20 protein-coding genes and 1 pseudogene are annotated in these 24208 nt (G+C 70.2%); 10 read left to right on the top strand and 11 right to left on the bottom strand.

Annotated elements, in window-relative coordinates; all coding sequences use genetic code 11:
- Positions 1-713: 713 nt before the first annotated feature.
- The gene (gene dnaA, locus ACFHWU_RS03215) at positions 714-2564 is read right to left on the bottom strand and encodes a chromosomal replication initiator protein DnaA (protein WP_416589764.1); all 1851 of its coding nucleotides are present in this window, start codon (positions 2562-2564) and stop codon (positions 714-716) included.
- Positions 2565-3251: 687 nt separating this feature from the next.
- Between dnaA and rpmH the strand changes: the two genes are divergently transcribed.
- The 9 genes and pseudogenes from rpmH (at position 3252) to ACFHWU_RS03170 (ending at position 11074) form a co-directional block, all read left to right on the top strand.
- Positions 3252-3389: a 50S ribosomal protein L34 gene (gene rpmH / locus ACFHWU_RS03210; RefSeq protein WP_123606641.1), complete on the top strand. Its 138-nt coding sequence runs from the start codon at positions 3252-3254 to the stop codon at positions 3387-3389.
- A 34-nt stretch (positions 3390-3423) separates the two neighbouring features.
- Positions 3424-3807: pseudogene (gene rnpA / locus ACFHWU_RS03205) on the top strand (ribonuclease P protein component); the annotation flags it as partial.
- Positions 3808-3881: 74 nt separating this feature from the next.
- Entirely contained in the window at positions 3882-4172 is a 291-nt protein-coding gene (gene yidD / locus ACFHWU_RS03200) for a membrane protein insertion efficiency factor YidD (RefSeq protein ID WP_278172879.1), read from the top strand.
- Entirely contained in the window at positions 4169-5239 is a 1071-nt protein-coding gene (gene yidC / locus ACFHWU_RS03195; RefSeq protein ID WP_416589763.1) for a membrane protein insertase YidC, read from the top strand. Before yidD ends, yidC begins: the two co-directional genes overlap by 4 nt.
- A 176-nt stretch (positions 5240-5415) precedes the next feature.
- The gene (locus tag ACFHWU_RS03190) at positions 5416-6051 is read left to right on the top strand and encodes a protein jag (protein ID WP_416568046.1); all 636 of its coding nucleotides are present in this window, start codon (positions 5416-5418) and stop codon (positions 6049-6051) included.
- A gap of 5 nt (positions 6052-6056) precedes the next feature.
- The gene (rsmG, locus tag ACFHWU_RS03185; RefSeq protein ID WP_416550894.1) at positions 6057-6899 is read left to right on the top strand and encodes a 16S rRNA (guanine(527)-N(7))-methyltransferase RsmG; all 843 of its coding nucleotides are present in this window, start codon (positions 6057-6059) and stop codon (positions 6897-6899) included.
- 222 nt (positions 6900-7121) lie between these two features.
- Positions 7122-8318 carry a ParA family protein gene (locus ACFHWU_RS03180; RefSeq protein ID WP_416550893.1) on the top strand — a complete coding sequence of 399 codons (1197 nt, stop codon included), beginning with the start codon at positions 7122-7124 and terminating at the stop codon, positions 8316-8318.
- A 27-nt stretch (positions 8319-8345) separates the two neighbouring features.
- On the top strand, positions 8346-9407 hold the full coding sequence (locus tag ACFHWU_RS03175) for a ParB/RepB/Spo0J family partition protein (RefSeq protein WP_416550892.1): 1062 nt from the start codon (positions 8346-8348) through the stop codon (positions 9405-9407).
- 725 nt (positions 9408-10132) lie between these two features.
- Positions 10133-11074: a hypothetical protein gene (locus tag ACFHWU_RS03170; protein ID WP_416550891.1), complete on the top strand. Its 942-nt coding sequence runs from the start codon at positions 10133-10135 to the stop codon at positions 11072-11074.
- Here ACFHWU_RS03170 and ACFHWU_RS03165 read toward each other — a convergent pair whose 3' ends face one another.
- Both ACFHWU_RS03165 and ACFHWU_RS03160 read right to left on the bottom strand, forming a co-directional pair.
- Complete coding sequence (locus ACFHWU_RS03165; protein ID WP_416550890.1) at positions 11075-12088, bottom strand: D-alanine--D-alanine ligase family protein; 1014 nt, start codon at positions 12086-12088, stop codon at positions 11075-11077. It lies immediately after the preceding gene.
- Positions 12089-12095: 7 nt separating this feature from the next.
- Positions 12096-13409, bottom strand: coding sequence for a PLP-dependent aminotransferase family protein (locus ACFHWU_RS03160; protein WP_416550889.1), 1314 nt, complete (start codon positions 13407-13409; stop codon positions 12096-12098).
- Positions 13410-13695: 286 nt separating this feature from the next.
- Between ACFHWU_RS03160 and ACFHWU_RS03155 the strand changes: the two genes are divergently transcribed.
- Positions 13696-14346 carry a GNAT family N-acetyltransferase gene (locus ACFHWU_RS03155; protein WP_416550888.1) on the top strand — a complete coding sequence of 217 codons (651 nt, stop codon included), beginning with the start codon at positions 13696-13698 and terminating at the stop codon, positions 14344-14346.
- A gap of 10 nt (positions 14347-14356) precedes the next feature.
- Here ACFHWU_RS03155 and ACFHWU_RS03150 read toward each other — a convergent pair whose 3' ends face one another.
- The 8 genes from ACFHWU_RS03150 to ACFHWU_RS03115 all read right to left on the bottom strand — a co-directional run bounded on the left by ACFHWU_RS03150 (position 14357) and on the right by ACFHWU_RS03115 (position 24151).
- Positions 14357-15514, bottom strand: coding sequence for an N-acetylmuramoyl-L-alanine amidase (locus ACFHWU_RS03150; RefSeq protein ID WP_416550887.1), 1158 nt, complete (start codon positions 15512-15514; stop codon positions 14357-14359).
- A gap of 247 nt (positions 15515-15761) precedes the next feature.
- Positions 15762-16085 carry a thioredoxin gene (gene trxA, locus ACFHWU_RS03145; protein WP_123606654.1) on the bottom strand — a complete coding sequence of 108 codons (324 nt, stop codon included), beginning with the start codon at positions 16083-16085 and terminating at the stop codon, positions 15762-15764.
- 38 nt (positions 16086-16123) lie between these two features.
- Positions 16124-17080 (bottom strand): thioredoxin-disulfide reductase, encoded by a 957-nt coding sequence (trxB, locus tag ACFHWU_RS03140; RefSeq protein WP_416550886.1) that lies wholly within the window; start codon positions 17078-17080, stop codon positions 16124-16126.
- Between the two features lie 115 nt (positions 17081-17195).
- Positions 17196-18143 (bottom strand): hypothetical protein, encoded by a 948-nt coding sequence (locus tag ACFHWU_RS03135; RefSeq protein ID WP_416589762.1) that lies wholly within the window; start codon positions 18141-18143, stop codon positions 17196-17198.
- Complete coding sequence (sigM, locus tag ACFHWU_RS03130) at positions 18140-18832, bottom strand: RNA polymerase sigma factor SigM (RefSeq protein ID WP_416550884.1); 693 nt, start codon at positions 18830-18832, stop codon at positions 18140-18142. Before sigM ends, ACFHWU_RS03135 begins: the two co-directional genes overlap by 4 nt.
- Positions 18829-20370 (bottom strand): protein kinase domain-containing protein, encoded by a 1542-nt coding sequence (locus tag ACFHWU_RS03125; RefSeq protein WP_416550883.1) that lies wholly within the window; start codon positions 20368-20370, stop codon positions 18829-18831. Before ACFHWU_RS03125 ends, sigM begins: the two co-directional genes overlap by 4 nt.
- 737 nt (positions 20371-21107) lie before the next feature.
- Complete coding sequence (gene murJ / locus ACFHWU_RS03120; protein WP_416589761.1) at positions 21108-22847, bottom strand: murein biosynthesis integral membrane protein MurJ; 1740 nt, start codon at positions 22845-22847, stop codon at positions 21108-21110.
- A gap of 260 nt (positions 22848-23107) precedes the next feature.
- A complete protein-coding gene (locus ACFHWU_RS03115; protein WP_416550881.1) occupies positions 23108-24151 on the bottom strand; it encodes a hypothetical protein in 1044 nt (347 codons plus the stop codon).
- Positions 24152-24208 lie beyond the last annotated feature (57 nt).

Raw genomic sequence — 24208 nt, 5'->3', positions numbered from 1 at the left:
TGCCGTGCCTCCGCGTCGACTCGATCGAACGATCTTTGGTGGTGCCGGACCGAGGCGGCCCCTGGGCGGCTCGACCGTCATCGGTCGACGGACCTCACCGAACGATAGGCCAGACCGCCGGGCCCGTGCGTCCGGCCCCGGACTTCTGCCGGTCGACCGGACCGGCAGGTGCAGCGGGTCGGCTGCATCCACACCTATCCCCAACGCCGGTGATTGGTTTTTGTTGTCTAGAAGATAGATCTCATCGTCTTCGTCGGGGCTGTGCACTCTGTGGATATCTCGCGTTTACGCAGGTCAGATGGGTTCGATGGCGGTGGATTACCTGTGGAGAGGGCTGGGTACAACCGGGGTCGTTATCCACAGGCTGCCCGGCCGTCCACAGCCGTGCCGAGTTATCCACCGGTTGTCCACCGGTTATCCCGAGGGTTCGTCCCCAGCTGTGGACAAGCTGCCGGCACCATGCCGGTCCGTCGTCCCCAGAACCTTCAACAGGATCCCCACAGGCACGGGTAGACCTGTGGACAGTTTGTGACTGTGAGTCATTGTCCACAGCGGTTTCCCCAGGAGTTGTCCACAGCCTGTGGACAACCGGTCGGCAGAATCCAGGCGCCATCCACCGCCGGGCGGCGGCGGCGGTGGAAAACCTGTGGATGAACCTGTGCGTGACTCGCCGGATCAACCGGTGGACGGCGCCGCCGGCAGGCGGCGGGGCATCAGGCGATCTGCTTGATCCGGTTGGTCAGCTCGGCGATCTGGTTGTAGAGGGACCGGCGTTCCGCCATCTGCTGTCGGATCTTGCGGTCGGCGTGCATCACTGTGGTGTGGTCCCGGCCACCGAACGCCTGTCCGATCCGGGGTAGCGACAGGTCGGTCAGCTCGCGACACAGGTACATGGCGACCTGGCGGGCGTTGACCAGCACCCGGGAGCGTGAGTTACCGCGCAGGTCCTCCAGGCTGACCCCGAAGTAGTCGGCGGTGGCCACCATGATCTGGTCGGCGGTGATCTCCGGGCCGGCGCCGTCCGGGATGAAGTCCCGCAGGACCTCCTCGGCCAGGCTCAGCTCGACCGGTGACCGGGTGAGACTGGCGAATGCGGTGACCCGGATCAACGCGCCCTCCAGCTCCCGGATCGAGTTGGCGATCCGGGACGCGATGAACTCCAGCACGTCCGGCGGCGCGTACAGCCGCTCCTGGGCCGCCTTCTTCTGCAGGATGGCGATCCGGGTCTCCAGGTCGGGCGGCTGGATGTCGGCGAGCAACCCCCACTCGAAGCGGGTCCGCAGCCGATCCTCGAGGGTGGCCAGCTGTTTGGGCGACCGGTCCGAGGTGATCACGATCTGCTTGTTCGCGTTGTGCAGCGTGTTGAAGGTGTGGAAAAACTCCTCCTGGGTCCGCTCCCGGTTCTCCAGGAACTGGATGTCGTCGATCAGGAGGATATCCACGTCACGGTAGCGGCGCTGGAAGGCGCTGGTCTTGTCATCACGCAGCGAGTTGATGAAGTCGTTGGTGAACTCTTCGGTCGACACGTACCGCACCGACCGGGCGTGTCCGAGGGTGGTGGCGTAGTGACCGATGGCATGCAGCAGGTGGGTCTTGCCCAACCCCGAGCTGCCGTAGATGAACAGCGGGTTGTACGCCTTCGCCGGTGACTCGGCCACCGCGACCGACGCGGCGTGCGCGAACCGGTTCGAGGAGCCGATGACGAACGTCTCGAACATGTACTTCGGGTTGAGCCGGTTCCCGCCGGTGTCCACCCCCGGTCCGGTCAGCCGGCGGTCGTCCCGGCCGGTGCCGCGGTGGTCCAGCCCACCCCGCCCCGGGCCGCTGTCGGGCGGGCTGGTCGGCAGGCTGTCGCCGACGCCGCCGTACCGTTGGTCCGGTGGGCGGTAGTCGGTCGGCGGCCGGGCCGGGCGTTGCTGCGTCGGCGGTTCGAGGTCGTGGTCGAGCCGTTGCGGACCTGGCGGTCCGGCGGCGTAGTCGTCACCGAAGAGCGCGCCCTGGTCGCCGGTCCGGGCCGCCGGCACCACCGGCAGCCGGCTGGTGGCGCCGTCCAGTGCCTCGGGTACGCCGACGCGGTGCTCCGGCGCACGGGGTCCGTCGGCTGTGTCCGGCCCGCCGCTGATCGGCTCCGGCGCCTCGGGTCCGGCGATGCCCTCGCGGTCCCAGCGGTGGTTGTCGGTGTCGCGGTGGTCCGGTCCGGGCGGGGGCGGGCCCAGCCGTGGGTCGGGCTCGTCCGGGTGGTGCAGCCGGGTCTCGACGGTCGCGGTGCCGTACACCGTGCCGACCGGTCGACCCTGACCGTCCTCCGGTGGACGGACGGTGACCGCCACCTGGATCGGTCGACCGAGCCGCCGCGACAGCGCCTCGGTGATCGCCGGGCGCAGTCGCGATTCGATGACGTCGCGGGTGAACGCGTCGGGTACGGACAACAGCGCGGTGTCCTCGACGATGGCGCGCAGCCGGGTGAGCCGCAGATAGGCCCGCTGCTGGGCGGAGACGATCTCGTCCGCCAGCTCGTCCGTGGTCGCCAACCAGACCGCGCCGAGGTCTATCGTCTCGGCCACCGTAGCGCCACCCCCATCGCATCCGAGTACCCGGCCGCCGGCACTGTCTCTGTGTCGGCCGCCGGTCGGGATCGGTCCCGCTCTCGAACAGGTACGACGAGCCATGCTGCGGGCCGCTGAACTGACCGTCATCCACAAGTTATCCACAACCTGTGTGTACTGCTGACTGCGGCTCCCCGTCGTCCGCCGAACCTGCCCCCTGCCGGCTCGGCGCCCGGTGTCGATCACCGTCGCGGGCGACCGGCCCGGCTGCCTGGTTCGTACCGATGAAGCGGTGCCAGGTGCTGTCTGATGCTTGACCGGCAATCGGGCACGCTAACAGCGTTGTCCACAACCGTTCAACCGGCGGTCGCCGGTCCCCGTTGTCGGTTTCGGTGAAAACCGTGCAGCGGCACAGGCCGCGTCGCTCCACGGTCCGATCACCGGCGGTGGCCGGCGGCGGGCCAGCCGTGGGCGCTGGTCCCCTCTGATAAGCTAGTCGGGTGCGTTGTGCCCTTACGGCGCACTGGCGCAGACCTGCACCGTCGGCCTGACCAACGGGCCGGATCAGATCTGCACCGCCGGTTCTGACCAACCGCCGGCCCGACCAACGGCCGGATCTGACCAACCGCCGGCCTGACCGACAGCCGGTCTGATCATCTGACTCCGGGCCGCCGGCCGGGAGCCACACCTGACGGAGAGTCTGACGTGAGCAAGCGCACCTTCCAGCCGAACAACCGCCGGCGTGCCAAGACCCACGGCTTCCGGCTGCGGATGCGTACGCGTGCCGGCCGTGCCATCCTCTCCACCCGCCGCGCCAAGGGCCGCGCCCGCCTGTCCGCCTGATGGTCTTCGCGGGCGTCGTGGAGATCTAACCGCCATGCTGGCCGCCGCTGAGCGCGTACGGAATCGTGCCGACTTCACCGAGGTCGTACGCAGGGGTCGGCGGGCCGGCCGTGGCTCACTCGTCGTACACCTGTTGCTGCCGTCTGCGGTGCCGGGCGACCAACCGGGGCCGACCGGTGGCTCCGGTGCCCGGGCCGGCTTCATCGTCTCCAAGGCGGTCGGCAACGCGGTGACCCGCAACCGGGTGCGTCGTCGGCTCCGACACCTTGTCCGGTCCCGGCTGGCAGCGTTACCGGGCGGTGCCCTGCTGGTCGTCCGAGCCCTCCCGCCGGCCGCCGCGGTCTCCTCAGCAGGGCTGGCCGTTGACCTTGACGCCGCGCTGTCCGCCGCGGTCCGCGCCGCCGACCGCCGTTCCCGCAGCACCTCCGGTGATCGCCCATCCGGCGTGCCGCGCACCGGACCCCGGACCCGGGCCAGCGCGGGGGACGCCCGATGACCGCCTCCGACGATCTACCTCGCCCCGCGACACCGGGTGGCCGCCTGCTGACAGGTGCGATCGTCGCGTACCGTCGTTGGATAAGCCCGGCTCTGCCGGCCCGCTGTCGGTTCTACCCGTCGTGCAGTGCGTACGCCCAGGAGGCGATCGCCCGGCGCGGAGCACTTCGGGGGGTGCTGTTGGCGGGTTGGCGCCTGCTGCGCTGTCATCCCTTCCACCCCGGTGGATATGACCCGGTACCGATGCCGGGCGGCCGCCGTGCCGATGCGACTGGAGCCCCGAATTGAGTCTCGACTGGATCTACTGGGCCATCTCGTGGATCCTCCTGTTCTGGCACTCGGCCTGGGACCGGATCGGTGTGCCGTCGACCGAGGTGCTCGGCACCAACTGGTCGTGGATCCTGGCCATCATCTTCCTGGTGGTCACGGTCCGGGTGATCCTGTTCCCGGTCTTCGTCAAGCAGATCAAGTCACAGCGGGCCATGCAGGCGCTGCAGCCGAAGGTCAAGGAGCTGCAGGAGAAGCACAAGGGTGACCGGGAGACGCTCCAGAAGGAAATGATGGAGCTGTACCGGAAGGAGAAGGCCAACCCGCTGATGGGCTGCCTTCCGATGTTCCTGCAGATCCCGGTCTTTCTCGGCCTGTTCCACATCCTGCGCCGGCTGAACCCGGAGCAGACCCGCAACGTCGACCTGTACGGCTGGACCGCGGACCAGTTCTACGAGGCATCCCGGGCCAGCCTGTTCACCGCGCCGATCGCCGGGCGGTTCGGCTCGACCGCCGACGAGCTGGCGGCGATGGGTGCCAGCGGCACCACGGTCAAGGTGATCGCCGGGATCCTGGTGATCGTCATGATCGTGACCACCTACCTGACCAGCCGACAGATGATCCTCAAGACCGGCTGGGCGGAGGACCCGCAGCAGAAGATGATCCAGCGGCTGATGCTCTACGGAATCCCGGCCTCGCTGCTCATCTCCGGCGCGATCTTCCCGATCGGCGTCATCATCTACTGGGTGGTGAACAACATGGTCACGCTTGGCCAGCAGCAGTGGGTACTGCGCAAGTTCCCGCCCCCGCCGATGCCGGCCGGCAAGGGGAAGCCGGCTGCGAAATCAACCTCGACCTCGACCTCGAAATCCGCCGGCCGGCCGGCGGCGAAGTCCGGTGCCGGCCAGTCACGCAAGCCCGGCACGACCGACGCCAAGCCCAAGCCGGCCGGTGTCTTCGCCCGGCGCGGCAACGGTGCCGAGGCCGCCGCCTCCGAGCCGGCCCCGGTCCGCGAGGGTCTCAAGCCCAAGCCTGGTGCCAAGCCGGTCAACCCGAAGAAGCGGCGGCCGGCGAAGCGTCCGGGTTGACCGGGCAGACGTGCCGGCGGCCGGCGACTGCTGGCGGGCTTCCCGGTGGCCGGCGGGGCGTCCCGCACAGCCGCAACGGCGGCAATGTAGACCTCCCGAGGGCACGGCGCCCGTCCGCCGGTCCTCGGTAACCAGCGGACCGACCGGTTCCGCCGAGCGAGTACGGAGATGACACCGTGACCGATACCAGCCTGCCCAGTGCCGACCCGTCTGTCGACGAGGAGGTTGTCCCGGCCCCGGCCGCCGACGGCGCTGACGACCGCCCCGGCGACGCCGACGACGCGGGCACCGACGAGGCTGACGAGGACGCGGCCGGCAAGGGCGCGTCAGCGCCCACTTCCGCCGCCACCGACAGCGACCTGTTCCAGCAGAGCGAAATTGCCGCCGACTACGTCGAGGGACTGCTGGACATCCTCGACTACGACGGCGACATCGACGAGCTGGTCTCCGCCGGACGCCCCGTGGTGGAGGTGGTCGGCGGGCAGCTCAGTGCCCTGGTCGGACAGCGGGGTGCGACCCTGGAGGCGCTCCAGGAGCTGACCAGGCTTGCGGTCTTCCGGCAGACCGGATCGCCCAGCCGGCTACTGCTGGACGTCGGTGGTTACCGGAACAACCGACGCAAGGAGCTGGCCGCGGTGGCGAAGAACGCGGTGGAGAAGGTCAAGGAGTACGGCGAGCCGGTGCGGCTGGAGCCGATGTCCGCCTTCGAGCGCAAGTGCGTGCACGACGTGGTGAATGCACTCGACGGCGTGCTGAGCGAGTCCGAGGGTGTCGAACCGACCCGGCGCATCGTCGTCCGTCCGGCCGACTGAGCACCATGACCGATTTGCCCGAGCAGACTGAGCGGGTGGCTACCGGCCCGGACGGGTTCCCGTCCGGGCCGGTTCCGTCTGGAGCGCCCGTTCCGTCAGGACCGGCCACGCTGGCGTCGCCCCCCGATTGTGCCCGCGAGATCTTCGGTGCCGAGCAGCTGCGGCTAGCGGTCCGGTACGCCGGCCTGCTGGCCTCGGAGGGACTGCTCCGTGGACTCATCGGGCCGCGCGAGGTACCCCGGCTCTGGGAGCGGCACCTGCTGAACTGCGCGGTCCTCGGCGAACTCGTCCCCGACGGGGCGACGGTGCTGGACGTCGGATCCGGAGCCGGTCTACCCGGGCTGGTCCTGGCCGTGGCGCGACCGGACCTCAACGTCATCCTGGTTGAGCCGTTGGCCCGGCGTACCGTTTTTCTCGTCGAGGCGGTGTCGGTCCTTGGCCTCACCGACCGGGTCCGCGTACTGCGTGGCCGGGCCGAGGAACTGCGCCGGGATTTCCCCGACGGTGCGGCACCGGTGGTCACCGCGCGGGCGGTGGCCCCACTCGACCGGCTGGCCGGCTGGTGTCTACCGCTGGTCGAGCCCGGTGGGCGGCTACTCGCCATGAAGGGCGATTCGGCCGGGGCGGAGATCACCGAGCACCGATCGGCGGTGGTTCGGTCGGGTGGCGGTGATCCGGTGCTGCGTCGCTGCGGCGAACGATGGCTCGACCCGCCGACCACCGTGGTGGAGATCGAACGGTCCGCTCCGGTGCCCGGGGCAGGTGGTCGACGCCGCTCGGGACGCGGCGACCGAGTACGGCCGCGTTCGTCGCGGCGGACCCGGGGCCGACCGCCGAACCCGCCCTGATCGCGGGGTGGAACGACGTGAAGGCTGCGACACGTCGGACAGTCGGCCGTGGCCACACCGGCCCTGTTCCCCGTAGGCTGACCGCGCGTCGATAGTCTGGACCGGGCGGCAACGCGAAGTTGCACGACTCCTGCCGCCCCGTGCCGGTCCGCACGCCACGCCCGAAGCGCGGTCGTGAGCGCTGGCGGTGCCGATCCATCCAACGCGGGCAGGGATGACACGGTGCATGACAACGGTAGTTTCGAGGATCCGCGGTTGACCGGCGAGCGCCACGGTGTCGGCGACCCCACGTTGGTTTCACGTGAAACGGCGTACCACCCGGGTTGGCCGGAGGGTGGGGCGGTGCCGGTCAGCGGGGCACCTCAGCCGCCCACGACGGCGCCGGTGCCCACCACGCCGGGCGTCCCGACCCGGGCCGGCGTGCCGCTCGTAGCGGACACGTCGGTCGGCGCCGCATCCCCGACGCCGGAGCAACCGGCGCCCAACCCGACCTCCCCGGCCGCCGACGAGCCGTACGTTTCACGTGAAACACCGAATCGGGAAGAGGATGATCCCCCCTTGGCTATGGAGGCTTTGCGCGCCGTGCAGATTCTGAACCCCAGCGGCGAGGTGACCATGCCCCGGCCGGACCGGACCCGGGTGATGTGCGTGGCCAACCAGAAGGGGGGCGTCGGTAAGACGACCACGACGGTGAATCTCGCGGTGGCCCTGGCACTGCACGGGAACCGGGTGATGGTTGTTGACCTCGACCCACAGGGCAACGCCTCGACCGGACTCAACGTCCCGCACCACGCGGGCGTACCGGACGTCTACGACTGCCTGATCGACAACGTGCCGCTGACCGAGGTGGCGCAGCCGGTCGAGGGGATACCCGACCTGTGGTGCGTCCCAGCGACGATAGATCTGGCCGGGGCCGAGATCGAGCTGGTCTCCGTGGTGGCCCGGGAGTCCCGGCTGTCCCGAGCCATCACGGCGTACCCGGTCGAGCTGGACTACGTGTTCATCGACTGCCCACCGTCGTTGGGTCTGCTGACGGTCAACGCGCTGGTCGCCGCGCAAGAGGTGCTGATCCCGATCCAGTGCGAGTACTACGCGCTGGAAGGACTCAACCAGTTGATCAACAACATCAACCTGGTCCGGCAGCATCTCAACCCGACGCTGGACGTCTCCACCATCCTGCTCACGATGTACGACCGGCGGACCCGGCTGGCCGACGCCGTCGAGCAGGACGTGCGCAACCACTTCGGGGACAAGGTGCTCCAGTCGGTCATCCCCCGCAACGTCCGAGTGTCGGAGGCGCCGAGCTACGGCCAGTCGGTGATGACCTACGATCCCGGATCGCGGGGTGCGACAAGCTACTTCGAAGCGGCCCAGGAGATCGCCGAGCGCGGTGTCGCTCGGCTCGGTCGCAATGTCTGACACGGTGGTTGGAGCGGGAGGCAGGGCATGAAGAACCGTCCGAAGGGCGGGCTCGGGCGCGGGCTCGGTGCCCTCATCCCCACCACCGCTCCGGTTCAGCCGGGTGTCGCACAGCCAGCCCCGGCTCCGGTGACTCCGTCCCCGGCCACTGCGGCCGTCTCCGGCAGCGGCGGGACCGCTGCTGCCGTCGCGACGGAACCGGCCGTCGCGACGCCCGTCGACCTGTCGCCGCCCGTCGACCTGTCGCCGGTGCCTGGTGCCCGGTTCGCCGAGCTGCCGGTCGCCGCGATCATCCCGAATCCGAAGCAGCCCCGCCAGGTCTTCGACGACGAGGCGCTCGAGGAGCTGAAGGTCTCGATCGAGCAGGTCGGGTTCCTGCAGCCGATCGTCGTACGACAGCTGGACGACGGTGAGCAGTACGAGCTGGTGATGGGGGAACGCCGCTGGCGTGCCGCGCAGGCGATCGGCCGGGAGTCCATCCCCGCGATCGTCCGGGACACCAGGGACGACGCGATGCTCCGGGACGCGCTGCTGGAGAACATCCACCGGGCCAACCTCAACCCGCTCGAGGAGGCGGCCGCGTACCAGCAGTTGCTCGACGAGTTCGGGGCGACCCACGAAGAACTCGCCAAGCGCATCGGCCGGAGCCGGCCGCAGATCTCCAACACGATCCGACTGTTGAATCTGCCGGCTCAGGTGCAGCGGAGGGTGGCCGCCGGCGTGCTGTCGGCCGGTCACGCCCGGGCGCTGCTGAGCCTCGACGATTCCGACGCCCAGGACGCCCTGGCGCTACGCATCGTCGCCGAAGGGCTCTCGGTCCGGGCCACCGAGGAACTGGTGGCGCTCGCCGGGACCGATGACTCGGCGAAGCGTACGGCCAGTCCGCAGCGTCGCCCGAAGGCCCACGCCCCGGCCCTCACCGATCTCGCCGATCGCCTGTCTGACCGATTCGACACCCGGGTCAAGGTCGACATCGGGCGGAGCAAGGGCAAGATCACGATTGAGTTCGCCACGGTCGACGACCTGGAGCGGATCGTCGGAATCATCGGAGTGGGCGACGGGGACGACACCTCAGGCGACGTCGACTGATTTGCCGGGCCGGTCCGTCGACCCGGCAGATGGCATGTCCTCGCAGGGGCTGGTGTTTCACGTGAAACACCAGCCCTTCTTCTGCGGTCCCGGCCCGCGCCGATTCAACGCCCCGGCCCCTGCCATTGCCGACCGGTCCACCCTTGCCGACCGGTCCACCCGGAGTCGGCACCCACGCACTCGCCAGTCGCCCGGTCGGAGGCGACCGCGCGGCTCGTTCCACGTGAAACGGTGGGCCGGCGGGGGCAGCTACCCGGCCCGGTAGCTGCCCGGTGGGGCCAGTGGGGCGCCCGGTAGCGATGTTTCACGTGGAACCGAACGACGGTCTCGCCCGGCCGCTCCGGAGGGCCGACCTACGGCTGTTCCGGGCGGCGCCAGACGGCTCGCCGAGCCCGGTTACCACTCGGTCGATGGATCGTTGAGAAGACCGGGCTACCGGAGGCACCAAGACGTATCCGCGGCCGACCGGGCGGCTCCCGGGTGTCCCCGGGATCGATCCGCTACGGGGCCGGGCGTTTTCCACAGGCGTTTTCCACAGGGTGCCTCGTTTCACGTGAAACAGCGGGTAGACCGGGCTGGCGCCCTGTGGATAACTCCTGTGGAGAACTGGGACGGCGAGCCCTGGCCGGCAGCCGACCAGGGACCGGTCGTCCCACCGGATGAGAGTCGCGGGCCGGCCGAAACGGGGAACGACAGGCGGCGCAGACTCGGTTAGGGTCAGCGTCGTGCCAGACACCCCTGCCTCGGTTCCCGACTTCGCGCGATGGCCATCCTTCCCCTTCGAGGGCGACCTGCGGGTCAAGCGACTCGATGACCCGGTTGACGTCGAACCGCCTCGCAAGGGTGAGGGCACGGCGGAATGCTCGTCCTGCTCCGCCCCGGACGACGCGTACATCTGGGTCAGCGAACGCTGGCGGGTCCGTGCGATGGACCGCCCGACCGGGCTACCGATGGTCCTCATCCTGGAGTCCCGGTCCCACTTCGACCTCGGCGATCTGCCGAACCTGCTCGCGGCCGAACTCGGCGTGATGACCGTCCGGCTCGAGCGGGCGATCCGGTCGCTCGACGGCGTGGCCCGGGTTCACGTGAACCGATGGGGGGACGGCTCGGCACACCTGCACCTGTGGTTCCTGGCTCGGCCGTACGGGCAGCTGCAGCTCCGTGGCACGTTCCTCTCCCTGTGGGACAGCATCCTGCCGCCGATCTCCGAGTCACGCTGGCGGGAGAACCTGGCGCTGGTCGCCGCGTGGCTGGCGGAGTTCGGCGGTCGTCAGCTCGCTGAGCCGCCGCGGATTCAGTGGCGGGCACCGTCGAACCTCACCGAACAGGCGAGCCATCCGGTCAGCGTCGACGACTTCGATGAGATCGACGGTGCAGGACCGGCCGTGGCCGAGCTCGTGGTGCCGATGGAGAGCATCGAACCAGCTGCTGATCTCGGCGAACTCGCCAGCGACGTCGCTACTACCCAGCAGGGTGAACCTCTTGCTGCCGACCCGGCCGACGTCGAGGATGCCGCTGCCCCCACCGACGACAGGGCCGCGGCAGGTGCCGGTACTGAGGCGGAGGAGGACGACGACCCGGACCCGGAGGGCGCTACGGACCAGGGCGGGCCCGAAGTCCCGGCTGCGGGCGATTCGGCGGGGTCGCCGACCGGCAGCGCCCGGTGATCAGTTTGCCGGGTCGTACGGTCGGGCCGCGGCCCGGACCACCAGCGTGGCGAGCAGCTCACCGAGGTCCAGCCCGCCAGCCTGGACCGCCAGCGGCAAGAGCGAGGTCTCGGTCATCCCGGGTGAGACGTTGACCTCCAGGACGTGCGGCCGGCCGTCGGCGTCGACGATCATGTCGACGCGGGAGAGATCCCGCAGCCCGAGTGCCCGGTGAGCGGCGACGGCGGTCGCCGCCACCTGCTCGGCAGCCGGCTCGTCCAGCCGGGCCGGCGCGTGCCACGTCGTCAGTCCGGCGGTGTAGCGGGCAGCGTAGTCGTAGACACCGTTGCGTGGCACGATCTCGACGGCCGGTAGCGCCTCCGGGCCGGCGCCCCGGTCGACGACCGATACGGCGACGTCCATCCCGGTGACGTACCGCTCCACCAACGCCGTCGAGTCGTACGCGAAGCAGCCAACCATCGCTGCGGAGAGTTCCGCCGCCTCGCGTACCACCGCCGCGCCCAGCCCGGAGCCACCCTGCGCCGGCTTGACCATCAGCGGCAGGCCGAGCCGTTCGACGATCCGCTCCAGCACGGCGACCGCACCCAGTTCGGAGAACCGGTCGTGGGGCAGCGCGACCCAGTCCGGGGTCGGGATGCCCGCCTCGCGCAGCACCGCCTTGGCCGACGGCTTGTCCCAGGCCAGGCGGGCGGCGCGGGCGTCGCAGCCGATGTACGGCACGCCGCAGAGATCCAGTACGCCGCGCAGCGAGCCGTCCTCACCGGTCGCCCCGTGCAGCGCGATGACCACCGCGTCCGGCGGGTCGGAGCGCAGCGCTGGAATCAGCGAGACGTCGGCGTCGCGCATCTCGGCCTCGACGCCGACCGAGCGGAGCGCGTCCAGCACCCGGCGACCGGACTTCAGCGAGACGTCGCGTTCGTACGACAACCCGCCGGCGAGAACGAGCACACGCGGATCCGGGGCGGCGGACGACGACGATGATTCGGTTGCGGTGGGGTCCAACGCTGGGCTCATGCCCGAATCATGCCAAGTCAGGCCCGGGCGCGTCCGCGCCGGGGCGCTGGCGTCGGCCAGATCCGCCGGAGACCGGTCCGAAGACCTCGCGCATCGCCGACTCCCGCTCCATCACGCCGGCCAGCCGCCGGACGCCTTCCCGGATCCGCTCCGGCGGGGGGTAGGAGAAGTTGAGCCGCATGTTGCCGGCCCCGGAGCCGTCAGCGTAGAAGCCGGTGCCGGGAACGTAGGCCACCCGGGCGGCGATGGCCCGGGGGACCATGGCTTTGGCGTCCAACCCGTCCGGCAGCGACGCCCAGACGAACAGGCCGCCGCTCGGTCGGGTCCAGGTCGTCCCGGCCGGCATCAGGTCGGTCAGCGCGGACAGCAGTGCGTCCCGCCGCTCCCGGTAGACCTCCCGGTACGTCTTGAGCTGCTCCCGCCACGGCATGGTGGCCAGGTAGGTGGCGACCGCGGCCTGGGCGTAGGCACTGGGGCAGAGGATCTGCGCCTCACTGGCGATGACCAGCTTCTCGCGTACCGCGTGCGGGGCGAGAATCCAACCGACCCGCAGCCCTGGCGCGAAGGTCTTGGAGAAGGTGCTCAGGTAGAAGACGCCGTGCCGGCGTCGGGCCCGCAGCGGCGCCGGCGCTTCGCCGTCGAAGCTCAGCTGGCCGTACGGGTCGTCCTCGACGACCAGCAGGCCGGCGCGTTCGCAGATGTCGAGTACCCGGTCGCGGCGCTCGTCGGTCAGCGTCACGCCAGCCGGGTTCTGAAACGTCGGGATGGTGTAGAGGAACTTCGCCCGTCGGCCGGACCGGGCCACTTCGGTGATCGCCTGCTCCAGCGCCTCGGGGATCAGCCCGTCGGCGTCCATCGGCACGTGCACCACCTGGGCCTGCGCCGCCTGGAACACGCCGAGGGCGCCGACGTAGGTGGGGCCCTCGGCGAGGACCACGTCGCCCGGGTCCAGGAAGAGCCGGGCGACCAGATCGAGGGCCTGCTGCCCGCCGACGGTCACCACCACGTCCTCGGGGGAGGCCCCGGACGAAACGTCGATCCCGGACAGCGACATCACTTCGCAGATCCGTTCCCGCAGGTCGAGGGTGCCCTGGCCGATGCCGTACTGCAGGGTCGAGGTGCCGGTCTCGGCGGCGAGGCGGCCGAGCATTTCGCCGACCGCGTCCAGCGGCAGCGCGGCGACGTACGGGGCTCCGCCGGCGAGCGACACCACCTCCGGCCGACTGGCGACGGCGAACAGCGCCCGGATCTCCGAGGCGGTCATCCCCCGGACCCGGCGGGCATAGCGGTCGGTGTAGTCGTCGAGCGTCGTGCCGGTCATGACCTCACCTCGAAACGCGTCGCACCGGTGGTGCCGGGTCGGGCCGCGACACGCACTGATCGTCTGATGGTAGTCCGGCGTGTCGCGGTCCGGCGTGGGCATTACCACACCGACCATATGTCGGACCAGCGAACCCGGATTGGCCTGCGAAGACAGCGACCGGACGCCCGACCTCTCCCCGGACGCGAGGTTGCGGCGTACGATCGCTCGTTGGGGACAGGAGACGGCGCGTGGTGAGGCTCGGCGGGTTTCAACGCTTGACCGGTTCGGTGGTGGGGGATCGCCAATGTCGCGACGTCTGGTCAGTCTGACGCTGGACACGCTGGAGGAGCTACCCAGATCCTGCCGGCGGTGTGTCTTCTGGGAGCTCGATCCGGTGGCGGCCGACCGCGCCCGGACCTCCGGCGACCCGGCGCTGGAGAAGGAGGCGTGGGTCTCCCAGACTCTCCTGGAGTGGGGTTCCTGCGGCAAGCTCGCCTACGTCGACGGCATGCCGGCCGGCTTCGTGATGTACGCGCCGCCGGCCTACCTGCCGAGGTCGATGGCGTTCCCGACGTCCCCGGTCTCCGCCGACGCGGTACTGCTGACCACGGCGCACGTGGTGCAGCCGTTCGCCGGCGGTGGCCTTGGGCGAATGCTGGTGCAGGGCGTGGCCCGGGATCTCACCAAACGGGGCATCAAGGCGATCGAGGCGTTCGGTGACGCCACCGCCGACCCGGCGGAGACGTCCGGTCGGGGCTGTCTCGCCCCAGCCGACTTCTACCTGTCGGTCGGCTTCAAGACGGTCCGACAGCACCCCCGGTTCCCCCGGCTACGGCTGGAGTTGCGGACCGCGTTGTCGTGGAAGTCGGACGTCGAGTACGCCCTGGAGAAGCTGCTCGGCTCGATGACTCCGGAGCACCTGCTGCGCCCGGCCACCCACGCGGCGACGAACTGACTGACGTGGTTCAGGCCTCCGCCGTCGCGTCGACCACCGCGCGCAGCGTGTGTACGTCGATCGACCCGGTCGGCACGTCCAGCTCCACCGGGTAGTACATCCGCTGCACCGCCGCTACCAGTGCCTCTGCCACTTGGTCGCGAAACCCGGGCCGGATCAGCCGGGCCCGGTCGGCCGAGCAGGTCAGATAACCCACGTCCACCCGTACCGCCGGCATCCGGGTCAGCCGTAGCAACTCCCAGCTCTTCGCGTGGACCCGGCAGTCGCGCAGGCCGGTACGTACCGCGATCTCCCGCTGTACCAGCCCGGCCAGCCGCTCGCCGACCGTCGACGTGACCCCGTTGCCGGTGCCGTAGTGGTAGGTGGCCACCCCGTCGGCGGCCGGGTTGGCATGCCCGTCGACGTGCAGGGAGATGAACAGGTCCGCGCCGACGTCGTTGGCCAACTGGGTCCGCGCCGGGTCGCTGAGCACCGAGGTGGTGGCCGGACCCCGGGTGAGATGCACCCGCATCCCGGCTGCCGCCAGCCGCCCCTCCAACCGGGCGGCGAGGTCGTACGCCAGCTCCGCCTCGGACCAGCGCCGGCCGCTGTCGATGACCACAACGCCGGGATCGGATCCCCCGTGACCAGGGTCGACGACGATCGTCTTGCCCACCAGGTTGGGGCCGGACTCGCGGAACGCGTCGGCTTCCCGCAGCCACTGTGGGCGTCCGCCGACCACCTTGCGGCCCAACCTGCGCATCGCGTGCATGGTGTACGGCCCGCAGCCGCCGTCGGCGGTCAGTCCCACCTCCCGCTGGAACTGGGTGACCGAGCGGGCGGTGCGCCCGCCGTACACGCCGTCGGCGCGGCCCACGTCGTAGCCCATCTCCAGCAGACGTTCCTGCAGCGCCCGGACGTCCTCGCCGACCAGCGGCTGCGATATCGAGTGGTAGAGCGCCCGGTCACCGAGCCGCCAGCGGGCGGCGTCCAGCGCCCGCCAGGTCTCCGCGCCTACCCGGCCGTCGATGCTCAGTCCACGGAGTTGCTGGAAGGCGCGTACGGCGTGCTCGGTGCGGGCGTCGAAGACGTCGGCCCCCGGGGTTGGCTCGAGCAGCTCCAGGTTGACCAGGATGGAGCGGATCTCGGCCACGGCGGGACCCTGATCGTCACGGCGGATCGGGCGCACGGGACGTGGACCTCCCCCCTGCAGGCGCGGACGATCCGGAGCGTAACCCGGCCGGCAGGTGCCCGTACCCGGGTTACGGCGAAGCGGACCGTACGGGGAGCGCCCGGTGTTCGGACGATCAGCCCGGGAACGAACCAACCAGCAGCCCTATAACGGCGTCGCCAGCAGCCCGAAAACGGACCAGCCGGCCCACCCGTCAGGTGGGCCGGCTGGTCCGCCGTGCCGCGCGGGGCAGCCCCACTGAAGTTCAGAAGGCCGACTCGATCAGCTTGACCAGGTCGCCCTTGGGCCGGGCGCCGGCCACCGACTGCACCGGCTCACCGGCCTTGAACACGGTGAGCGTGGGAACCGACATCACCCGGTACCGGCGGGCGATCTCCGGGTTCTCGTCGATGTTCAGTTTGACGATCGACACCTTGTCACCCATCTCGGTGGCGATCTCCTCGAGCAGCGGTGCGACCTTTCGGCACGGCTGGCACCACTCGGCCCAGAAGTCCACCAGCACCGGCTTGTCGGACATCAGTACGTCGGTGGCGAAGCTGGCCTCGGTGACCGCTCGGGTAGCTCCCACGGGAAAATCCTCCTCCTCGACCGCCGGCGCGCCGGCGGTCAGACCTCTTCGAGTGTGGCGAGGTAACGCTCGGCGTCGAGCGCCGCCGCGCAACCGCTGCCGGCAGCGGTGATCGCCTGCTGGTAGGTGTGGTCGACCAGGTCACCGGCGGCGAACACGCCCGGCACGCTGGTCCGGGTGCTTGGCGAGTCGACCAGCACGTAGCCGTTCTGGTCGAGCTCAACCTGGCCGCGGAACATTTCGCTCCGTGGGTCGTGACCGATCGCGACGAAGACCCCGGTGACGTCGAGTGTCCGGGACTCGCCGGTGTGCGTGTTGCGCAGCCGGATCCCGGAGACCTTACCGTCGGCACCGAGGATCTCCTCGACGACACTGTTCCACTCGACCCGGATCTTGTCGTTGCCGAGCGCGCGGGTCGCCATGATCTGGCTGGCCCGGAACTCGTCGCGGCGGTGCACGATGGTCACCGACTCGGCGAACCGGGTGAGGAAGGTGGCTTCCTCCATCGCCGAGTCGCCACCGCCGACCACCACGACGTGCTGCCCCCGGAAGAAGAAGCCGTCACAGGTTGCGCAGGAGGACACCCCGTGGCCGAGGAACTCCTGCTCACCGGGGACGTTCAGGGGACGCCACGCGGAGCCGGTGGCCAGGATGATCGCCTTGGCCCGGTAGCCGGTCTCGCCCACGTACACCGTGCTGGCCTCGGTGGCGCCCGGGGTGCCGGTGTCGGCCAACTCGACCCGCGTCACGTCGTCGGTGACGAACTCGGCACCGAAGCGCTCGGCCTGCTTGCGGATCGAGTCCATCAGCTCCGGACCCATGATGCCGTCCGGGAAGCCGGGGAAGTTCTCCACCTCGGTGGTGGTCATCAGTGCTCCGCCGGACTGCACCCCCTCGATGACGAGTGGGCGCAGGTTGGCGCGTGCGGCGTACACCGCAGCGGTGTAACCGGCCGGCCCCGAGCCGATGATGATCAGGTTGCGGACCTCGTCCACTGCCGACTCCCAAAGTCTGATTTCTGCGCAACGGCGACCGTTGACGACAACGCCTCGGAGCCGGGGAGTAATCCCGCTCCGGTGCCGCGTGTCCCACGTCACGCGGCCGGCAGGGTCACCCTACCTGTGCCGAGTACCTGGTGTCCGCGCCGGCCGCAGGCGTACCGCAGCCGGTGCCGCTCACCCAGATCCAGCTGGCACCGAAGCTGTCACTGAACGAGAGGACCAGCGCCGGTTCACCTTCGAAGGCCGCGAAGTCCACCAGGTCGACGCCGAGTACGCCGTTACCGTGCTCGGCGGTCACCGCGGCCACGCAGTCGGCCAGTGCGGCCGGGTCGGCGAGGCGGGCCAGTGCCGTCGAGGCGGGCGACTCCTGCAGTACGGTGTCCTCGCCGGCAGCCGGTTGCCCCCCGTCGACGCCGCCACGCCCGACGGCCTCGAACATCGGCACGATCGTCGCCCGCTGGTAGTCGGTGCCGCTGGCCAGCAGCCGAGGTGCGGAGGCCTCCATCATCGTGCCCGGCTGGTCCTCCTGTCGGGTCTCGGCGCTCTGGCTTTCAGCGCTGCCAGCATCGTCCGATGGGCTACCCGCCGTGGTGCTCGCGTCGTCGGCGGACCCGGCACCGAGCAGCTGGCCGACTCCGAGGCCGGCGAACGCCACGGCGGCCGCCGCGACGGTGATCGGAGCGGCGTACCGCTGCCAGCGGCGGCGACGGTCCCGCCGCACCCGGGCCGCCGCAAGCGGCACCGGCGCCGCGACGGTGGCCAGATCCGGGCTGATCGCCGGGTCCGAGGCCGGCGGCGGTAGCGGCTCGGCGGCCAGGGCGGCGTGCACCCGGTCGGCGACGTCGGGTGGGATCGGCTCGACGACGCTGCCCCACTCGGCGAGCATCGTCTGGACCAGCTGGGTGGCCTCGACCAGCTCGTCGTGGGCCGCCCGCCAGGACGGTCGTTCCACGATCAGCCGGGCCACGGCGACCTCGTCCGGGGTGCCGTCGAGCGCCCCACCGACATAGTCGGCGAGCAGCTCTCGATCGACCTCCTGGAACCGGTCGGCGGTCACCGTTCCTCCTTGCCACCGTCGCCACGTGCGGACCCTGATGGGACGTCGTCGAGCCGCTGCGGGTTCCGTGGGGTGAGCGACGACACCTGGGCGCGTGGTGGTGCCACCTGCGCGTTCGCCCGCTGTGGCCGCAGATGCCCGAGAAGCCCGGCCAGCCGGGCCCGTCCCCGGGCGCAGCGGCTCTTCACCGTGCCCTCGGCGACGCCGAGCATCACCGCCGCGTCGGCGACCGGGTATCCCTGCACATCGACCAGGATCAACGCGGCCCGCTGTTCCGCCGGCAGCTCGGCCAGTGCCTGGCGGACGACCAGGGCGGTGTCGTGATCGACCGGGGGTGCCACCGGCTCGGTGCCTCGTACACCGTCGCCGTCCCGGCCACCGTCGGGCAGCGGCACCGTGGGGTGGGACTTGCGGCGGCGTACCCGGTCCAGGCACGCGTTGACCACGATGCGGTGCAGCCAGGTGGTGACCGCAGCGTCGCCCCGGAACCGGGCGGCCGCGCGGTGTGCCGACAGCAGCGCGTCCTGCAGCGCGTCGGCGGCCTCCTCGCGGTCGCTGAGCGTCCGCAGGGCAACGGCCCAGAGCCGGTCCTGATGCCGCCGTACCAACTCACCGAACGCCTCCGGGTCGCCGTCGACGTGTGCCCGGAGCAGCTCCTCGTCGCCGAGGTCGACCCGGCCTCCGGTCATGGCCCCTCGACCGTGATCTCCTGAACGCCGATCTGGTACTTGTCGTTGCCGATCGGAGGCAACTTGGTGATCCACACCAGGAGGTACTGGTAGGTCTCGTCGGGAGAGAATCCGCTGAAGGTGAGGGTCGCTCCGTCGGCGTTCTCGAACCGGGCGCCGATCCGGTCGGTGAACGTCTCGAGGATCTCGTCGTCGCCTTCCCGGGTCGCTCCCGGGTCGTTCGGACCGGCCAGTAGCTCGGCGGTGGCACCGGACGCGGAGAGCTCGACCTTCACGCTGGTCACCGCCCGTGGCTCCTGCAGGTCGATCAGCACCCCCATGCCCCGCTTCAGGTTGCCGAAGTTGGGGTTGCGCTCGTAAGCGTCGGTCTCCCATCCGGTGTTGGTGTCGCCGTCAACGGCGGCCTCCGCCCCGTCGAGCTCGTCGCGGGCACCGTCGGCGTCGACGATGCGGACCTGGCCGCCGGAGAGGGCGATCGGCTGTGGCTGGGCCGGGGCACTGGTCTCGGTGGGACCCGGGGTCGAGGTTACCTGGGTCTCGGGCGGCGTGGACCGACCGCCCTCGCCGTCACGGTCGTTGCCGAGCGCGCTGATCCCGAAGTACAGCCCGGTCACCGCGATGACCAGCAGCCCGGCGACACCGGCGGCGATCTTGCGACGGGAAGCGAGTGGGGTGCCGGTCGGCTCGTCGTCGTCGGCCGCCGAGAACCGCAGCGGTCCGACGCTGCCGAGGTAGTGCTCTTCGGTGCCGGCGTCGAGCCGACCCAGCTCGGCGGCGAGCACCTCCGAGGAGGGCAGCGCGAGTCGCGGGTCGAGCAGGTCCATGGTCAGGTCGTCGAGGTACGCCGGAACACCGGAGCGCACCTGACGGGGGGCGGCGACCGCCCCGGTCGCATCCCGGACCGCGTCCGGCAGCGTCGTGCTGCCGGCCTCGTGCTGTGGCCAGTGGCCGGTCATCGCGAAGTAGAGCACACCGCCGATCGCCCGGATGTCGGTTTCGTAGGTGTCGGAACTGTCGGCCCGTGCGTCGGCCAGCACCACCCGGCCGTCGTGGCCGATCATCACCGTGCCGGGGTGGATGTTGCCGTGCACCATGCCGGTGGCGTGCACCGCAGCGATGGCGGAGGCGACCGAGTGAGCGATCATGGTGGCCCGGGCCGCGTCCAACGGACCGGCGGCGGCGATCACCTCGCGCAGCGAGTCGCCCTCCACCCACTCACGGACGACGTAGGCCCGCTGCCCCTCGTCGATGGCGTCGTAGACGCCGACCAGGTTGGAGTGGATGACCCGACTGGCCCGTACCGCGGCCTGCAGCATCTCCATGGCGGAATCGCCACCGGGGTAGCGCAGCACCACCGCGACCGGACGGCGCAGCACCACGTCGACCCCACGCCAGACCTGCCGGCCCGCACTGTCGTTGTTGACGTGCTGAGCCAGCTGGTATCGCTCGGCGAGGATCTCGCCGGCGGAGGGCGCATCGAAGGCCATCATCGGCGGACTGGCCTCGTCCGCCTCCTGGCCTTCGCCGACCTGGGTCACCCGTCCTCCCTGTGGATCGTCTCGGTCGAACCCTGGTGCTGGTCGTCCGGTGTTCTGCCGGTTGTCCGATTATCCTGCCGGTCGCGCTTGCCGTGCTGGTCGTCGTGCTGCCGGCACCGGCCGGCCCGCAGCGGTGGAACGTCACCGTTCACGACCCGGTGTCGCACATATCCGTCCAGAACGACTTTACCTGCGTTGCGGCACCACCAACATGTCAGCTTCCCGCAGCTCCCGCAATGCCGACCGGCGATCGACCTGCCGTCGGGCGGACCATCGGTCAATGCCGCCCCGCCCGTACGGCCAGCCGCACGCCCGTCCGGTGAGTAGCTACCGGGGGTGACACTGGCCCGGCCGCATAACCTCCATCGCAAATATACGTTGTACCGCCCGGGTGCCGCTCCCAGCCCGCCGCGACAGCCCGCCGCCACCGGACCACCGAGGCTCCGACACCGCCCGTAACGAGGATCCTGGTTTTGAGTTATCCACAGGCGCTGACCTGGTGTCGAGCGTGTCCAACCCGGTTATCCACAGGCCTGTCCACAGGCTGATCGCAGCCAAGCAACGTCCAGTGACACTGCGTCAACGTGCTTGACGCGCTCATCCAACCTGCCAACGGCAACACCTGGATCTCCCCACTACCTGACCCGCACCGACCAACCGATCGCCAGGCTCCTATCAGTTGCGTGTTGGCGAAGGCGCACCGTGCAAGATGCGGTTGATCATCCTGAAATGGCTAGTCAGCGGGTGAGCCGACGGCGGACCATTCCGAGCACCTCGGTGATCTCGGTGATCTTCAGTACCACGGCCAGCCCGAGGTACGACGTACCGATCACCGCGCCACCGATCGCCAGTTGGACTGCGGCGGCCGGCCAGCTCAAGTGAGCCGGGTCGCCGGGCAGCAGCTTGACCACCAGTAGCCCAACCACGGCGGCACCCAGCGCAGCGACCACCACTCGGCCCAGAGTGCCCATGATCTGACCCAGCCCGATCCGGCCGACCCGTGGGCGCAGCAGGACTACCGAGACCACCGCCGCCGCAACGTACGAGATCGCGTTGCCGAGCATCATGCCGGCCGCCGCGAAGGTAGCAGAGAAGGCCAGGTAGAGCCCGACCTGAACGAGTACCCGGAGGATCACCACTGGAATATTGATCAGAGCCGGTGTGCGGGTGTCCGGCAGCGCGTAGAAAGCGAAGGTGAACAGCTGGCTGATTGCGAACGGAACCAGGCCGACCGCGGCTACGAGCAGCACGGTCGACGTGGCCACTGCGTTGTCGCCGGTGAAGGCGCCGTATCGGAAAACCACGACCGAGATTGGCCCGGCCAGCACGGCATAGCAGACCGCGATTGGGGCGAGTACCGCGGTGACCGTCCGGGTACCCCGGGAGAGGTCGGCGGTGAAGTCCCGAAACCGGCCGTCTGCGGCTGCCGCGCTGATCCGTGGCATCAGCGCGGTGATGACTGAGACGGCGATGATGCCGTGCGCCATCATCAGCAGGAGGAATACGTTGTTGTAGATCAGCAGGCCGGCGCTGTCCTCGCCCGCCGCCCGGGTCAGCAAATTGACTACCACGAACAGCCCGAGCTGGTTGACCGCAACGTAGCAGAACATCCAGCCACCGAGTTTAGCCAGCTCGCGTAGACCCAGCTTGCGGAAGTCGAAGCGCAGCTTCCACCGGAAACCGACCTTGCGAAGCGCCGGCAGCAGGCCGGCTGCCTGGACTGCTACACCAAGCAGAGCACCGCCACCGACCAGCAGGATTCGACCCGCGTCCATCTGGTCCGGCCGCAGCGCCCGGGCTCCGTAGACCAGGATGTAGAGGCCGAACGCACCGATGACCACCAGGTTGTTGAGGATTGGCGCCCACATCGGCGCGGCGAAGTGACCCCGGGTGTTCAGGACTGCGGCAATCAGCGCACTCAGGCCGGTGAAGAACAACATCGGCAGCATCAGGTACGACAGCTTGGTGACCAAGTCGGTGTAGTCCGCGTCCTTGCCGCTGGCGTAGAGCGCGGTCAGCACCGGTGCGGAGGCCATCGCGATCAGCGCGGCGGTGGCCAGGGCGATCACCGCCAAGGTCAGCAGGCGCTGGGCGTACGCCTCGCCCCGGTCCGGGTCGTTCTTGCGTCGCCGGACTAGTACCGGAATCAGAACGCTGGTGAGGACACCGCCGAGCAGGAACTCGTAGACCTGATTCGGCAGAAACTGCGCGGTGGTGAAGACGTTGCCGACTAGGTTACCCAGCGCCGCGCCGACCATTAGATTACGGACGAATCCCGTACCCCGGCTGACTAGGCTGCCGATCGCCATCACCGCGCTGTTCGCTGCGGCGCTGGTCTCGGCGACCACCTCCTGTGGGGGTGCGGTGGCTTCAACGGCCGGCTGGTTCAGAGGCTCTGCCGAGATGACGGTAGCCCCGTCCTCCGGCACCTGTCCGCCGCCGTGCGCGTTGGCGCTGCGGTAGAGTCCACCGGCCATCTTCCTGCCTCCAAGGGTGGGCCGGACATTCTTTCCAGCCAAAACGTTCACAAGGGGTGGGATAGGCGCGTACTCCCCGCCGAGCTTGCTGAACGCTTCGATCGTGCTTCAGCACTGGGCCAGCCGAAGATACTCTGGGCGACGGTAGCCTCGGCCGCCCCGACCGGGGTCGGCGTTCGTGCTCCGGTACAACCCGCCACTCATCGGACCTCCCACCCCGCCGGTACGCCGGAACCGCCGCGCCGGACGCAGGACCGAGCCTATCGGCCGTCGTCGTCGGCCGGGACGATGCCCGACAGTGCGTCGACCACCCAGGCGGCCTCGGCCGGCACCACCGGCTCGGTCAGCGCGTCCAGCACGGTCGGATGGTCGCAGCCGGCGTCGGCCAGCGTCCGACCGAGCACCGGCACCACCGCCAGGTCACCGGTGTCGCGGGCCCGCCGGGCCAGTTCGGCGACGGCCGGGGTACGCCACGGAGTGTCGAGCACCCGGCGGTGCCGGGCCGCCGCTCGGCGTACCAATTCGGTGACCTCGTCGAACGGAAAGGACTCCGCACCGAGGACGCGGGCCGGTGCGCCGGGGCCGTCCGGCTGCCCGGCGGCCACCCAGCCCCAGCCGGCGGCGTACCGCCAGTGCGTCCGGGCGCCGTGGTCGAGATGGTCGCGCACCTGCCGGGCCACCGACTCGTCGTCGAGAATCCGGGGGTCGACCGTGGCCGGTGCCGGCCACCAGGACGGGTCGGCGAACAGCTCCAGTGGCGGCTGCACCGGGCCGGTCCTCGCATCGGTGCCGTCCGGGTCGCCCGCCGGACCGTCGCCATTGATCGCTGAGCCATCAGGTGCCGCCGGGTCTTCGGTTCCCGACGGCCCGGCGCGGCGTAGCGCGCGCAGCGCGGTGGCCAGCATGGTGGCTGCCCGGTCCTCCTCCAGCGGGTCACCGGCCGGTGGTGCGTACCGGTGCAGCAGCGCCACCAGCAGACCGGGATGTGGCCACGCCGGATCGTCCAGGGCGAGCAACCGGCCGATCAGGTCCAGTTCCGCCCAGCGCAGCACCGCCGCGTACGGCCGGCCCGGGTCCAGCCGGGCCAGCGGCAGCGGCTCGGTCGCTCCCGGCTGACGCAGGCTGAGCAGGCATTCGCCGTACCCGAGGTCGATCTCCAGCACCAGGCCGTAGCCGTCGGCGACCGGCAGCACCACCCGGGTCTGCGCGTGATGGGCCGGTACGGGTCCGTCCACTGGCGGCAGGTACGCCGCCCAGAAGGTCGGATCGGTGGTCAGGCTGGCCAACGGTTCGGGAATCGGCACGGTGACTCATCCTGCCCGGCGGGGGCGGCGGCGGCCACAGCGGCTACTCTGGCGATC

The sequence above is a fragment of the Micromonospora sp. LOL_015 genome (genome assembly GCF_048060275.1).
Taxonomy (GTDB): domain Bacteria; phylum Actinomycetota; class Actinomycetes; order Mycobacteriales; family Micromonosporaceae; genus Micromonospora_E.
This window is presented reverse-complemented; position numbering and strand designations above follow the sequence as displayed.